This window comes from Paenibacillus sp. TC-CSREp1 (assembly GCF_050171015.1).
Lineage (GTDB): Bacteria > Bacillota > Bacilli > Paenibacillales > Paenibacillaceae > Paenibacillus > Paenibacillus silvae.
This window is the reverse complement of sequence record NZ_JBNOKM010000001.1, coordinates 13,503-27,113: the sequence shown is the minus strand read 5'-3', so window position 1 is coordinate 27,113 and position 13,611 is coordinate 13,503. Positions and strand designations below refer to the sequence as shown.

Below are 13,611 nucleotides of genomic sequence, written 5' to 3'. Positions count from 1 at the left end.
GCAATTGGCGACCACCTTTCGTCAAGCGAAAGAAGCAAAGGGAGTGTGACTGCCATTGAATTCCCCCCTCAGGAAAAAATTGCTAGGTCTTTTATTTGCCTTCTTTCTATGTGTACTCAGCCAGGCTGTACAGCCGATGCAAAGTTATGCTTCCCTGCCTGATGAAGTGCAGGTGTTCGCAGGCAGGCAGGCAGACGTCAGGCTGGCAGTACCTGCAGCATCAAGCGCAGTTGTGGATCGGCCGGATATCGTAGGCCTGGATCAACAGTCTGCATTAAAGGTAACGAGGCAAATGCCTCTGCATCTCCATCCTCAACAAACGGGGCATGCCAAATTAACACTTAAGCTATGGGGTACAATTCCTGTCAAAACCGTTAATGTCAAGGTTATTCCTGATCTGCGTGTCGTTCCCGGGGGTCAAACGATTGGCGTAAAAGTGAAATCCGCCGGCATTCTGGTTGTCGGACATCATCTGGTGCGTTCCAGTGCTGATGAGCGAAAATCTCCAGGCGAAGCTGCGGGTATCAAATTAGGTGACTTGATTACTCACATGGATGGGAAACGTCTGGATGGTGTGTCGGGTGTAGCTGAAGCTGTGGAGCTTGCAGGCAAGCAGAGCAAAGGCATTGATGTCGTTCTCAAGCGCGGCGATGAAACCATCAAGACCAAATTGACTCCTGCCTATGATGCAGAAGATAAGGCGTGGAGGCTGGGGCTGTACATTCGAGATTCAGCAGCAGGTGTGGGTACTTTGACTTTTTATGCACCTGATCAAGGTGTATACGGCGCACTGGGCCATGTAATTACAGATATGAATACACAAACGTCTATCGTTGTAGGGAGTGGTCAGATCGTTCAATCGAATGTGACCTCTATTGCGAAGAGTGAGACAGGTGATCCAGGAGAAAAGCGTGCTCATTTTCTTAAAGAAAGCAAAATATTAGGCAATATTGAAAGAAATACGGCATTTGGCATCTTCGGTAAAATGTCTCAAAATCCAGAGCACAGCTTATATAAGCAGGGAATTCCTGTTGCGTTTTCACATGAGGTAAAGGAAGGACCAGCTGAAATTTTAACGGTTGTAGAAGGACAACAGGTCGAGCGCTTTGCCATTGATATCGTACATGTAGCGGATCAATCAGAGCCAGCTACAAAAGGGCTTGTGCTGCGAATCACCGATCCAAAGCTGATCGACAAAACGGGGGGCATCGTTCAAGGCATGAGCGGCAGCCCAATCGTGCAGAATGGCAAGCTAATCGGGGCAGTGACACATGTATTTGTGAATGATCCGAAGTCCGGGTATGGATGCTTTATTGAGTGGATGCTTCAGGATGCGGGTGTGATGATGAAAAAGGAACAATCCAAAAACCTTAAGGCTGGATAGACAGCCCTAAGGTTTTTTTGTCGAAAGTAAACATATTATATCGGATGCTGAAATAAAATATTTATTATAAAGGAATACGAAAAAAAAATAAAGAAAAATAATTTTCGACAGAAGGAATTTCATTGTACGTGTCGAAAATTTAACCTGTAAGGAAATGTACGATACTGATGTTTCAAATAAAAGGAGGATACCGTTTTGCAAAAAATTGAGGTATTGCTGGCCGATGATAACCGTGAATTTACAAATTTGCTTGCCGAATATATATCCGAGCAGGAAGATATGGAAGTGACTGGCATTGCGTACAATGGTGAAGAAGTGCTGCAATTGCTGGAACAAACGCGTGATGTGCCGGATGTATTGATTCTGGATATTATTATGCCTCATCTGGATGGACTCGGTGTACTGGAGCGCCTGCGCAGTCTGAATCTCTCCCCGCAGCCTAAAGTGATTATGCTCACCGCATTCGGCCAGGAAAACATCACACAGCGTGCTGTGCAACTCGGAGCTTCCTATTACATTCTGAAGCCATTTGACATGGAAGTGCTTGCGAATCGGGTACGTCAGCTGGTAGGTACGCAAACAACGATGTCATCCAGCAGCAGCTCATCATCTTCATCCTCCATGTTTATGAACAAATCTAACGTTGTGCCAATGGGCAAACACAAAAATCTGGATGCCAGCATCACGTCAATCATACATGAAATCGGAGTTCCTGCGCATATTAAAGGATATCAGTATTTGCGGGAAGCCATTACGATGGTGTACAACAATATCGAAATTTTGGGCGCCATCACCAAAACGCTGTATCCTGCCATTGCCGAGAAATTCAAAACGACGCCATCCCGCGTCGAACGTGCGATCCGTCACGCAATTGAAGTGGCATGGACACGCGGCAATATCGACAGCATCAGCCATCTGTTTGGCTACACGATCAACATCAGCAAGTCCAAGCCGACAAATAGCGAATTCATCGCGATGGTCGCAGATAAGCTCAGAATTGAGCATAAAGTGAGCTGAAAGGATCGGGATTAAGAAACAATAAAGATTAGTTAACAATAATAATCAATAACATTCATGATTAGCACCTCTCTGATTATTCGCTTTGAGCGTTTATTGGAGGGGTGTTTAGTTTTCTGAACAGCATTATGACTTTTTACCTAATTTAATGTAATTTCAGGCGTAAACTTGGTGTATTTTCGAAAAAATTTACCTGTAGTTAACGCTTTTTTAGGTAAAAAGTGGTACGATGTGACCACTGATAGATCAAAAGTGACATGGTTGCTACTACGGTAAGGGAGCTGATAAGTTTGTTTACTCAAATAGGTGAAATTGCTGAACCGATTCCAGTAGTACTGCCAGATACCAAGTGTGATGCCCTTTATCAACTTTTTAAATCCAATCCGAATCTGGAAGGTGTAGCGGTGACAGCGAAAAACGGCATATCCTTAATGATGAGAACACGGTTCTTTCAGCAGATCGGAACACAGTATGGCTACAATTTATACATGGGGCGTCCTGTGAAGCTGTTGATGAACGTGAATGCACTGGTCGTGGATTATGCAGAACAGATCACGGATGTCAGTGTCGCTGCAATGGAACGTGATGAAGCGGATCTCTATGATCTGGTTCTGGTAACATCTGGGGATCGATTCCATGGTGCGGTAAGCATTCGGCGTTTGCTGCTCGCGGTGGCAGATGTAAGAGCTGAGATGGCTATATTTATGAATCCCTTGACAGGCCTTCCCGGCAATCGGATTATAGATGATCGATTAGTTCAAATGCTTCCACAGGACCAATTCAGTGTACTGTATATTGACCTTGATCAATTCAAATCGTATAACGACAGTTATGGTTTTAAAATGGGAGACGAGCTTATACAGGCAACGGCCAGTTTGTTGCGCGAGCATTTTGGTGGACCGGAGGCGTTCCTTGGTCATATCGGTGGGGATGATTTTATTGCCATTCTTGGCCATCATGAGTATAAGAGGGTGTGTGAAGAGGTGATTTCACGTTTTGAGAAAATGAAACGCAGCTTCTATAACGACCAGGACTGGCGTAATCAGTATGTGATGGGAGAAGGCCGTTCTGGGCTGAATCGACCTATTCCTTTAGTATCTGTGTCTATTGCGGTAGTCACCAACTTGAATCAACGCTACGAGGATATTAATCAAATTATCAATGAAGCTACTCGCGTGAAGAAAAGCTGTAAAACCATCATTGGCAGCATTATCTGCGCAAATGACATGAACGTGGAGAAAGTCACCTGATTTTCATTAAGCCTCAGTACCATAAACCGCTAACTTTCAGTTAGCGGCATGGATGAGATATGTATACATATAAGAGGATTATATCTGAATATCTATAGAAGATGAAGAATTACCTGTTTCTTTCGCTTGGGTTTTAATCGTATTAGAATCTGAGTGATCATCTTTTACACGCTCTTCTTTAACTTCTACTCTGTTTTTATCCTCACTTGGATTATTTCCCTTGAATTGAGGCTTTTTCGAAGCAATTGAGGTAGCTTCATTAATTTCTTTCGTTAATTCTCCAATTTTTTGATCTACTTTGTTCAGTTGAGCATGTATCTCTTGTACCATCTCCCTTTTCATTTTGAATACGGTCGCTTCAGCATTTTCTAACATCATGGACTTCCCAGGATCGTTCCCCTATCGTTATCCAATACAATTCGATCAAACCTTGTCTCGCCTTCTAAGGTATGAATTGAGCCTTGCATTCGGTCACGTAAGCCTACCATCTTCCCTAAATGATTATAAGTTTGACTGTGTTTAATAATAGGTTCCATCGCAGATTGTTCGATATCGTTACTTAATTGTGATTCTTGTTTTTTATGTGATTAGCGATTCGTGAGCCATAATTGCCAGGCCATAAGTTACATCGATTTGTATTGCGAACCTTAACATAATAACTGATAATGGTTATCAATAAAGAGTAACACCTTAATCTATTAAAAGGAGAAGAATTATCATCATGTGGAATGAATATTACACACTCTGGAATTATGCTGCGGTGAATATAGCTGATATCCGTTATATGGAATGTGGAGCATTTGAAGAGATGAAATATAAGTTTCCGTCACATACCTTTATTCTCACCTTTCAGGGTGATGCTGGTGTGACAATTGACAACGCAACATACGATGTCAGTCGTTTTTATGTTCTTCATGGAGGAAAGGGGAGTAAGCTGGTTATTCAAGCCGGAGAATCCGGGTTACGCTTATATTACTTGATGTATAAGGCCGAACTGCCTAGAGGAGGGAGAAACTATCTGGAAAAGTTAATGGAGCGTTCCAATCCGTTTCAGATGAATTTTGGTTTTTCCCCGGATAGGCCAACCATGTTATATGAGCATTTGAAACAGATGCACTTTTTGTGGGATTCCCAAAAACCCGTTCACCATTTTCAGGCCAAGAGTTTGTTCTATTTCTTTGTGCAGCAGATCGCCTCACAGATTTCTCTTGTATCCAATCATGATCTGAGTACTAAAGCACAGGTTGATAAAATCATCAAAATTATAGAATCTTCCTACGCGCAGCCACTTACGCTTCATACTTTGGCTGAAATGATAAACACCAGTCCGAGAAGCTTGTCACGTAAGTTTAAGCAGTCGGTTGGCAGCAGTCCCATCGATTATCTTATTCAGTTTCGTTTGTTCAAAGCCAAAGAGATGCTGTTGCAAACCGACGCCACACTCGATGAGATTGCAGCAGGCATTGGTTACCCTGATGGATATTATTTAGGACGTATGTTCAAGAAACATACGGGTCTTTCTCCTTTGCAATTCAAAGAAAAAACCTCAGCTCCCTTACATTGGCCTGATTTGACATCGGATGTGGCGCGAAGTGATATTTCCAGAGATCGAGGCAGGAAGTATGTTTATAGTAATGATGATAATCATTATCACTATAAACATGGAGGGTTAATTCATATGAACAGACAGACTAGAACGGGAATGATGCTTAGCATTCTGCTCAGCCTCACATTGCTGCTAAGTGCCTGCTCGGCAAGTGTAACCAGTAGTACAGGCGGGGATAAATCTGGAAGCAATAGTTCCACGAACAGCGTAACAGCGGAAAATCAAAACCAGCCATCGAAAGTGCGTACAATCTCGACGATGAAGGGAAGTATTACAATTCCGGATGAACCCAAACGGATCGTGGTTGATTTGTATTTGGGAAGCCTCATCGCCCTGGGAATCAAGCCAGTGGGTACACCCGAGTTGAACCTCAAGAATCCTTATTTTATTGACTCGCTGGAAGGCGTTCAAAATATTGGGGAATATGAAACGATCTCTCTTGAGAAAGTGTTAGAACTTGAACCGGATTTGATTGTGACAGGTAATCCTGATCTATACGACTCATTTAGCAAAATAGCGCCTACCCTTGTTATTCCATATGGTGAATTTAAAGACACTCATGAAGAGGTTGCCTACTTCGGTGAAGTGCTGAATAAAGAAAAAGAATCCAAAGCCTGGTTAGCCGATTATGATGCAAGAATTGCAGATGCCAAAAAGCGCGTTGGTGAAGCGCTTGATGCATCCGCCGAGGTGTCGGTTATGCAGTTCGATGAGAAAGCACCAATGGCTTTTGGTGATAATTTTGGTCGTGGAGGTCAGGCAGTTTATAGTGCGCTTGGTTTGAATCCACCTGCAGATAAAAAAGAGATTTTAATGAAAGACCAACTGGTTGAAGTTTCATCTGAAGCAATTCCGGAATTCGTCGGAGACTATATTATTCTAACAGCAGATAATCTGACCCTTGAAGACTTGAAAACCAAAGCAGTCTGGAGTTCACTGGATGCAGTTAAAAATGATCGGGTCTTCATATGGAGCAAGGATCGTTCATGGTACTTTGACCCTATTGCTACATTAGATCAAACAGAGGAACTGGCTGCGTGGTTTACGAAGATCTCTAGAAAAAAATAAACGGAAAGATTACTTGCTGAGAAGCAATCCAAATCCATCTTAAATTTTAGTTGATAATGAAAATTATTATCATTTATAATTGACAGACTATAGTGCACCTCTGCGGGCATATGTCTTATCGATTTTTGGCAGAATGATGACCATTAAAGGTCTTTAGGTGAGGCTGGGATTGGAGAGTATTTGATGCAATTAGACGAACAGATGAAATGCTGGAATCAAGCCGCAGTTAAGGTTCTGGATATCCGCCGAATCGTTATGGAGACAGGAGCACAACTGAGTTCCTATTCACTTCCGGCAAATGGATTTATATATACGATTCGGGGATCTGCTCAACTTCAATTGGATGGACAAGAACACCAGGCGGAGCGATTTTACATGCTTCATGGAGCGAAAGGAGCTTCACTGGATATCCAAGCCAATGCAGATTTTGAATATATTCTGCTTTATTACAGGGCCTTCCTTGCTTTTCCTCGTTTTCGAAATAAAATGTTATTGGCACAGCCTCAGGCTGCACCGTTCTCCTTGCAGTATGGGTTTACACCGAGTAGTCCACTGGGACTGTTACGATATCTTAGTGAGATGGAGAAAGCATGGGCGCAGTCAACCCAATTAGATCTGCTTCATACTAAAAGTTTGTTTTATCAGTTCATTCATGAGTTGATGGTTCAACTGTATGCACAGGAGGTTCAAACAGAACTTGCGGACCCGGTAAAACAAACCATTCGTTACATCCAGAATCATTACAGAGAACAGGTTACACTTGATTTGCTAGCAGAGCAATTTAATTATAGCTCTCGTCATTTATCGATGCGATTCAAAAGAAAGACGGGGTATAGTCCCATCGATTACTTAATACAGACACGAATTGGCAAGGCTCGGGATTTACTTGTGCGCTCTGATGCAACGCTCGGCGATATCGCAGCAGAGGTTGGTTATTCGGACGTGTACTACTTCAGCCGTATCTTCAAGAAAAATGTAGGCATGTCTCCAAGCCTTTATCAAAAGAAGATGAGGAAAGAAGCACGAACTGAAGATCGTCCATTGCATTTATCCGAATCGTCCATTGGCTGGACATTGAAGTCGGGATATATTGATTATGATAATCATTATCAATATAAAGACGGAGGGTCTACACCAATGAAAAGTAAAAAAACCAGCGCCAGCATGATCATGATTGCGTTGTTGAGTTTAACGATGCTCCTTGCGGCCTGTTCTTCGGGGACAGCTGCTACTCGATCTGCCGGTGAAAGCACAGGTGCGAATTCCAACAGCGGCAATCAGGCAGTAACCTCAGATACGAGAAGTCAAGTAAACAAAGATAATGAAACACGCACGGTCTCGACAATAAAAGGTGATGTTATTGTTCCAGCTAATCCAAAACGGGTTGTTGTGCTGTATCTTCAGGGTGATGTGATTGCACTTGGAGTTAAGCCAATCGCAACATCAGATGTATACGACGGGGCTGCTTACAAGAGTGAGCTCGAAGGTGTGAATTCACTGGGTACCTGGTTCGAACCGAACCCTGAAGCGGTCATTGACCTTAATCCAGACCTGATTATTGTCCCGTCGGAAGAAACATATAACATTTTGAAAAACATCGCACCTACGGTGTATATTCCATATGAAATAATGACAACAGAAGAACGGCTCCACAGCATAGCCAGCATCTTTGGTAAAGAAAAGGAAGCTGAAGTCTTGATTAATGATCTTAACAGCAAAGTGGAGGAGAGCAAGAAAACACTTGCAGATGCAGGGATATTGGACAAGACCATTTCCATTATTGAAGGCGGTCTGAAAGGTATGGTCGTTGTGGAGAGCAAGCAATTTGGTCGGGGTTCTCAGGCAGTCTATGAGTATCTGGAAATGAAAGCTCCTAAAGTAGTACAAGACAAAATCGATGTAGCATCAGAAGCTGCTGGTTCTACAATCTCGATGGAAGTTCTTCCGGAATACGTAGGTGACTATGTGTTTCGCTCTGTGTATGATGGGGCAGACAATCTAACAGATAACCCTGTATGGAACAGCATTCCGGCAATAAAAGAAGGTCGTCTGATCGAGATTGATTTTGATTTCTTTTATTATTCGGACATCTATTCCATCAATAAACAACTCGATTTTGTCGTAGATAAACTTTTGTCTGCTCCAAGAGCGCGTTAAATTAAGAGGAAATCGTATACGTAAGGTTATTCAGGAGGCAAAAATCATATAACCATTGTAATTTCAACAGATTTCCATTAAACTTAAACGATAATGAGAATCAATATCATAATCGATGATAGTCGAATGGATGGAGGTCCTATAAAGATGAATCAGGATTTGGAGCTTTATGATGTAACCATCATCGGAGGCGGCCCGGCGGGCATGTACTCTGCTTTTTATAGCGGTATGCGTGATATGAAGACCAAGCTGATTGAGGCGAGAGACAGACTTGGGGGACGTATGCTTTTTTACCCGGAAAAGATGATTTGGGACGTTGGCGGAGTAACCCCGATCCTGTGTGAGGATTTAATCAAGCAGCTCGAACAGCAGGCCCGGACCTTCGATCCAACTTTGGTATTTGAACAACAGATTGAAGGCTTTGAGCGGTTGCATGACGGTACGATTCTTCTCACAGCGGCAAGCGGGGAACAACATTGGACACGCACGGTTATTCTAGCAATTGGCTATGGCATTTATAAAATGGCGAAGCTGGAGCTTGAAGGAGCAGATCGCTACGAGGTATCGAACTTACATTATACTGTACAGGAGCTGGAGCCTTTCCGCGGTAAACGGGTGCTCATCTCTGGCGGGGGAGATTCAGCTGTGGATTGGGCTAATGAGCTGGAGAGCCTTGCCGAGCAAGTAACGGTGGTACATCGGCGTGATCATTTTGGCGGGCTGGAACGCAATGTGCTGCGTATGAAAGAATCGTCAGTAGACGTGCGGACACCTTACTCGATTGAGAAGCTGCACAGCTTGAGCGGGGAAATGATCGAACATGTAACCATCACCCATATGGAAAATGGACAGACAGAGATGCTTGAAGTTGATGCAGTTATCGTTAATCATGGCATGAAGAGTGATTTTGGTCCGATTCGTGATTGGGGATTGGATTTGGGCGAATGGCATGTCAGAACAACCGAGAGACTGCAAACGAATATCCCGGGTGTTTTTGCAGCAGGAGATTTCGTAGATTATGGCAGTAAATTATATCTGATTGCGGGTACGTTTACGGATGCAGCTCTGGCAGTAAACAGCGCGAAACTGTACTTGGACCCGACTGCGGAGAAGGTTGCTTACGTCTCTTCGCATAACAGCCGGTTTAAAGAGAAAAACAAAGCACTCGGTGTGGTAGAGGAATGATTTATCACTTTCACTGAGAAATGGACTTCGTACTACGGATAACCTCGGGAATTTCCCGAGGTTATTTTTTGTCTGCTGCGGGTATGAAGAAAATAAGACTGCACAAAATAGAAGGGGGCTTGATCCATTTGAAGAACAGCTCCAAACAAACTATAATCAAAATCGATAAAACAATAAAATAAGGATTCAAAAACAGGTTTTCACGAACCGACAAGAGCGGAGTGCAGCATATGAAAAAAAATTTACCTTCAACGCGTAATGTCACGTTCATTCAGCGCATGCTTAATCGAATAAACAAGAAACGAATCAAGTGGTCCGAAATCTATCTTGCCGCAGCTGGAGCCCTTCACCGTTTATTGGTAGAGGGGCGCCGTAAACGGGCAGCCGCGAGAAGACAACAGCAGGACCTGCCTCTTAGTGTATTAACTTCAATGAAGCTTGAGCCGGGGGACATCGTATATACTCCAAGCTCAGAGTCAACCTATTATGCCGGTCATATGGGTATTATTGGTCTGGATGGGAAGGTGTATCATGTGCATCCTTATGGACCTGTTTTTGCCGATACACTGGACTGGTACCTCACCCGTTTCTATGAAGGAGACCGTTTTATCGTATTTCGCTCCAGGCTTCGTCAAGTTGGAGATCGGGCAGCGGAATGGGTCGAGGATCATTATCAGCAGGTAAAGTATTATCGTTTGCAAACGGATCTTCTGAGCATTGAACGAAACTATTGCTCTAAATTTATATACCAGGCGTATAAGTTCACGTCGGGGTTGGATCTGTGGGGGCGCAAATTTTCCAAAATCAAGCAGGGTTTCATCTATCCTTTTCGGATTGAGCGTTCGGCAGATCTGGACGTGCTGGGCACATTTTATAAATAAAAAAACAAGCAAAAAATCGACTAGTCACCTATTTCTCTTTTGTGAAAGAGAGAGGTAGCTGTCGTTTTTTTTTAATATGTACTGAGATTAAAACAGGAAAAACAGCAAAAACGTCGAATAAATTATGAGATAGACACGCACAACTTGGAATCGTATACATAATAGGTGGCGCGATTTACAGGCCAAGGATTGAGAAGCGACTACAAGGCTGGCGAACAGAAAAGAGTGAGGCGAATATGCATTGGCGGAGCTTCTTACGAAGGTTTAAACGGCAGCAAAACGTAGTGAAGCTATCGGACCACATTCCAAAAAAGGAAAGGAGGTACTACTGTTCCATTTGCAAGAAACATGTGAATCACATATTGCATTACGCTGCTCCGCAGGGAAATGTTACAGGTGTATGCAGTTCCTGTAAGTCTTTGGCGGATGAAAGGGGCATGTTCCCCATTTAATAAGAAGAAATGCGCTCAGGAAACAATATTATTTTGATTTATGCGCGTTTTTGTAGTACATTAGCAAATGTATTCGAAGGAGGATTCTAATGTACTCAGGAAGACAAGACGATACTTTATACATCATGACCTACACTTTAAACAGCGGTATCAAGGGTACGGTTCCACTGTCTAACAAGCAGATTATTGAATGGCTCGATTGTTATAGAAATGAGAAGCGCTTCGTGACGGAGATCGGTAAAGAGTTTTTTGGATTAAACGCAGGACTGGTTGCAGACTTCAAAGTTCAAAATCATCTTTCCGATTATCAGCAGACGATTATGCCTACGCAGCAGCAGGATAACCTGGATCGTTTGTCCAGTGCTTATAAATCAACCGAGATATTGATGAAGATTGATTGTAAATGTGGCACGGCTTACGTGACGGAATCCCCTTATAAGCGTACAAAATGGTATTGCACAAAATGCAAAGAAATTGTATTTCTGGATGCCAAAAAAGGAATGGTTGAAACGTCGCGCGGAGACGCTTATTACATGACGAACAAGTATTTTGTTTCCCGGGATTAGCGGGAATTGATTTTGGAGCATCGCCTATGCGATGCTTTTTTTATTCGTGCTGCTGGATGCTTCGTACTGATGTTTTTAAAAAATAGTATCTCATAATGCACATTTTCAGTGTAAACAAAAAAGCCCAGCAGGGCTTTTAAGAAGGACACTCGACTTTGTGAGGAGGAATAAAGCAGCAGCGACAGCGGGGCTCATAGGCTTCTGAATCGCCAATCATGACAACTGGACCCAATGTGACAGGTTCTCCGTTGACAATACGCTGTGTGAACGCTGCATCCGGGCTGCCGCAAACAGCACAGAACGCCGATAATTTTTCAATATCATCGGCCATGGCCAGCAGACCGCCGATATATCCGAATTCTTTGCCGCGGTAATCCATATTCAGTCCATCCACAATAACATGTTTGCCGCAGTAGGCCAGTTCGGAGACAAGCTCCATAATTGCACTGCTGAAAAATTGTACCTCATCAAAGGCAACCACATCGGCATCTATGGTTTGCTTCAGAATCGTCTCTATGGATTCCGGCGTCAGCTGCCGGGGAATGGAATGGGCGGGCAGTCTGTAGCCAATCCGGCTTACGATCTCGTCCTGAGCGAAACGATCATCCTCGGCTGGTTTGTAGGCAACGACCTTTTTACGGCCAAATTGAATAAGCTTCTGACAACGGCGAATAAGTTCACCGGATTTTTCACTGAACATGGGTCCAGTAATAACGGTTATACGTCCAGTTTGCACGGTGCTGCTACCCCTCTCGCATACGGAATTCAAAAAAAGCGACCATTACAGATTACCACATCTGCTTTGGAAAGAGCCAGAACTAAAATGGAGCAGTTTGTGTTACGATATGGTTTGTTGCGATATTGGTCACGGCAGATGCAGAGTTATACAGTTTTTTGAAAAGAGGTGTTACCCATGAACGAAGTTTTGAATTCGCTGAAGCAGCGTTACAAGGAGCTGCAGGAACAAGGCAAGCTGGATGAGTCTGCACAGACTCTGTTTGCTGAGTTGATGGCAGAGGCAGAGAAATTGCAGGCAAGCAACTTGACGCTGCGCAGAACCATTCTGAAATCCTCCTCCAAGGAGTCACGCATGTCTACCAAACTCCGGGATGCTTTATACGAGTAAGGGATACAGTTCAGTTAATGCAAGAGAGTGAGTAGTCTACTCTTCATCCTGTTCTGATTTCATTCTGCGAGGGAATAAAATACCGGCTGTAATTCTGGCAATCATGGCAAAGGTGAGACCGATGCCGGCAAACATATAAATGACAGTAAAGGCTTTGCCCAATCCCGTGGAAGGCACGAAACTTGGATGACCCACGGTGGTTAATGTAACGGCACAAAAGTAAAGAGCGTCAATCCAGTGAAGTCCTTCCACACGTGTGTAGAACAGGGTGCCTGATAACAAAGTTGCCGCCGTTAAAACGAACAAAGCCAGAAATTTGGGGTCTTTGAATGCATAGAATATGCCTTTAAGCAGGCGTTTTAATGTCAATACAAAAGAAACCATAATCAACCTTCCGATCTATATGTAAAATGAGAAGAAACAAAAAAGCCCGGAATCAGGTAGTGCTTCCGGGTGTTTCGACCTGTTCAGGCTGCTTTTTCGAGCGAAAACGAGGGCCTACATAATTGCGTTTACGGTCGCGAAACAAAATCCAGCCGCCGAGAAAACTCATGCCTGCTGCAAACAGGGCGAGTCCACCGAAGAAAGAGAGCCACTGGAAGCCGGGAGAGATCAAGTCATTCCCATGCTCCGCGTAATACAGAAACAGGGCATCTTTCATCATGAGGAAACCTTTCATGGCCATCAAGCCAGGGATGACGAGTACAATAATAGCGAGAAAGCGCGCAAAGACTAATTTTGTATTCATGAGCATTATACCCTTTCTGCCAGAGTAGACATAATATAAAGGTTACGCTTACAGAGAATTCCTGTTTATATCATAGCTTGGAATGCACAAGCTGTCCATGCGAGATTGCACAAACTTTGAGTTGACTGCGCAAGGAGAGTACAATGAGATAGAGGGCATGCCATTGTTTGG

13 protein-coding genes are annotated in these 13,611 nt (G+C 43.5%); 9 read left to right on the top strand and 4 right to left on the bottom strand.

What is annotated here, in order from left to right; genetic code table 11:
• Nucleotides 1–55: 55 nt before the first annotated feature.
• The 3 genes from spoIVB (at nucleotide 56) to ACQSGY_RS00130 (ending at nucleotide 3,651) form a co-directional block, all read left to right on the top strand.
• Entirely contained in the window at nucleotides 56–1,384 is a 1,329-nt protein-coding gene (spoIVB, locus tag ACQSGY_RS00140; protein ID WP_427050235.1) for a SpoIVB peptidase, read from the top strand.
• 195 nt (nucleotides 1,385–1,579) lie between these two features.
• Nucleotides 1,580–2,401: a sporulation transcription factor Spo0A gene (gene spo0A, locus ACQSGY_RS00135; protein WP_111269638.1), complete on the top strand. Its 822-nt coding sequence runs from the start codon at nucleotides 1,580–1,582 to the stop codon at nucleotides 2,399–2,401.
• Nucleotides 2,402–2,691: 290 nt separating this feature from the next.
• On the top strand, nucleotides 2,692–3,651 hold the full coding sequence (locus ACQSGY_RS00130; protein WP_427050234.1) for a GGDEF domain-containing protein: 960 nt from the start codon (nucleotides 2,692–2,694) through the stop codon (nucleotides 3,649–3,651).
• A gap of 78 nt (nucleotides 3,652–3,729) precedes the next feature.
• Here ACQSGY_RS00130 and ACQSGY_RS00125 read toward each other — a convergent pair whose 3' ends face one another.
• Nucleotides 3,730–4,029, bottom strand: a complete 300-nt coding sequence (locus tag ACQSGY_RS00125; RefSeq protein ID WP_427050232.1) for a hypothetical protein — start codon at nucleotides 4,027–4,029, stop codon at nucleotides 3,730–3,732.
• A 343-nt stretch (nucleotides 4,030–4,372) separates the two neighbouring features.
• On the opposite strand from ACQSGY_RS00125, the gene ACQSGY_RS00120 reads away from it, so the two are divergent.
• From ACQSGY_RS00120 to ACQSGY_RS00100, 5 genes are all read left to right on the top strand, one after another.
• Nucleotides 4,373–6,325, top strand: a complete 1,953-nt coding sequence (locus ACQSGY_RS00120) for an AraC family transcriptional regulator (RefSeq protein ID WP_427050231.1) — start codon at nucleotides 4,373–4,375, stop codon at nucleotides 6,323–6,325.
• A 183-nt stretch (nucleotides 6,326–6,508) separates the two neighbouring features.
• On the top strand, nucleotides 6,509–8,482 hold the full coding sequence (locus tag ACQSGY_RS00115; protein WP_427050230.1) for an AraC family transcriptional regulator: 1,974 nt from the start codon (nucleotides 6,509–6,511) through the stop codon (nucleotides 8,480–8,482).
• Nucleotides 8,483–8,629: 147 nt separating this feature from the next.
• On the top strand, nucleotides 8,630–9,667 hold the full coding sequence (locus ACQSGY_RS00110; RefSeq protein WP_427050229.1) for an NAD(P)/FAD-dependent oxidoreductase: 1,038 nt from the start codon (nucleotides 8,630–8,632) through the stop codon (nucleotides 9,665–9,667).
• A gap of 230 nt (nucleotides 9,668–9,897) precedes the next feature.
• Nucleotides 9,898–10,548: a hypothetical protein gene (locus tag ACQSGY_RS00105; protein ID WP_427050228.1), complete on the top strand. Its 651-nt coding sequence runs from the start codon at nucleotides 9,898–9,900 to the stop codon at nucleotides 10,546–10,548.
• 541 nt (nucleotides 10,549–11,089) lie between these two features.
• Nucleotides 11,090–11,566 (top strand): hypothetical protein, encoded by a 477-nt coding sequence (locus tag ACQSGY_RS00100; RefSeq protein ID WP_110895246.1) that lies wholly within the window; start codon nucleotides 11,090–11,092, stop codon nucleotides 11,564–11,566.
• 136 nt (nucleotides 11,567–11,702) lie between these two features.
• Here ACQSGY_RS00100 and ACQSGY_RS00095 read toward each other — a convergent pair whose 3' ends face one another.
• Nucleotides 11,703–12,302 (bottom strand): thymidine kinase, encoded by a 600-nt coding sequence (locus ACQSGY_RS00095; RefSeq protein ID WP_110895245.1) that lies wholly within the window; start codon nucleotides 12,300–12,302, stop codon nucleotides 11,703–11,705.
• A 177-nt stretch (nucleotides 12,303–12,479) separates the two neighbouring features.
• Between ACQSGY_RS00095 and ACQSGY_RS00090 the strand changes: the two genes are divergently transcribed.
• A complete protein-coding gene (locus ACQSGY_RS00090) occupies nucleotides 12,480–12,692 on the top strand; it encodes a hypothetical protein (RefSeq protein WP_427050227.1) in 213 nt (70 codons plus the stop codon).
• Nucleotides 12,693–12,728: 36 nt separating this feature from the next.
• Here ACQSGY_RS00090 and ACQSGY_RS00085 read toward each other — a convergent pair whose 3' ends face one another.
• Together ACQSGY_RS00085 and ACQSGY_RS00080 are read right to left on the bottom strand one after the other, a co-directional pair.
• Entirely contained in the window at nucleotides 12,729–13,076 is a 348-nt protein-coding gene (locus ACQSGY_RS00085; protein WP_188591095.1) for a potassium channel family protein, read from the bottom strand.
• A 52-nt stretch (nucleotides 13,077–13,128) separates the two neighbouring features.
• Complete coding sequence (locus tag ACQSGY_RS00080; RefSeq protein ID WP_427050226.1) at nucleotides 13,129–13,446, bottom strand: DUF2627 domain-containing protein; 318 nt, start codon at nucleotides 13,444–13,446, stop codon at nucleotides 13,129–13,131.
• Nucleotides 13,447–13,611: the final 165 nt, after the last annotated feature.

What these genes read in the sequence shown, in the direction of transcription:
- ACQSGY_RS00105 (WP_427050228.1), top strand. Translation starts at nt 9,898, where the DNA reads ATGAAAAAAAATTTACCTTCAACGCGTAATGTCACGTTCATTCAGCGC.
- ACQSGY_RS00100 (WP_110895246.1), top strand. Translation starts at nt 11,090, where the DNA reads ATGTACTCAGGAAGACAAGACGATACTTTATACATCATGACCTACACT.
- ACQSGY_RS00125 (WP_427050232.1), bottom strand. Translation starts at nt 4,029, where the DNA reads ATGATGTTAGAAAATGCTGAAGCGACCGTATTCAAAATGAAAAGGGAG.
- ACQSGY_RS00085 (WP_188591095.1), bottom strand. Translation starts at nt 13,076, where the DNA reads ATGGTTTCTTTTGTATTGACATTAAAACGCCTGCTTAAAGGCATATTC.
- ACQSGY_RS00080 (WP_427050226.1), bottom strand. Translation starts at nt 13,446, where the DNA reads ATGCTCATGAATACAAAATTAGTCTTTGCGCGCTTTCTCGCTATTATT.
- ACQSGY_RS00120 (WP_427050231.1), top strand. Translation starts at nt 4,373, where the DNA reads ATGTGGAATGAATATTACACACTCTGGAATTATGCTGCGGTGAATATA.
- ACQSGY_RS00090 (WP_427050227.1), top strand. Translation starts at nt 12,480, where the DNA reads ATGAACGAAGTTTTGAATTCGCTGAAGCAGCGTTACAAGGAGCTGCAG.
- ACQSGY_RS00110 (WP_427050229.1), top strand. Translation starts at nt 8,630, where the DNA reads ATGAATCAGGATTTGGAGCTTTATGATGTAACCATCATCGGAGGCGGC.
- ACQSGY_RS00115 (WP_427050230.1), top strand. Translation starts at nt 6,509, where the DNA reads ATGCAATTAGACGAACAGATGAAATGCTGGAATCAAGCCGCAGTTAAG.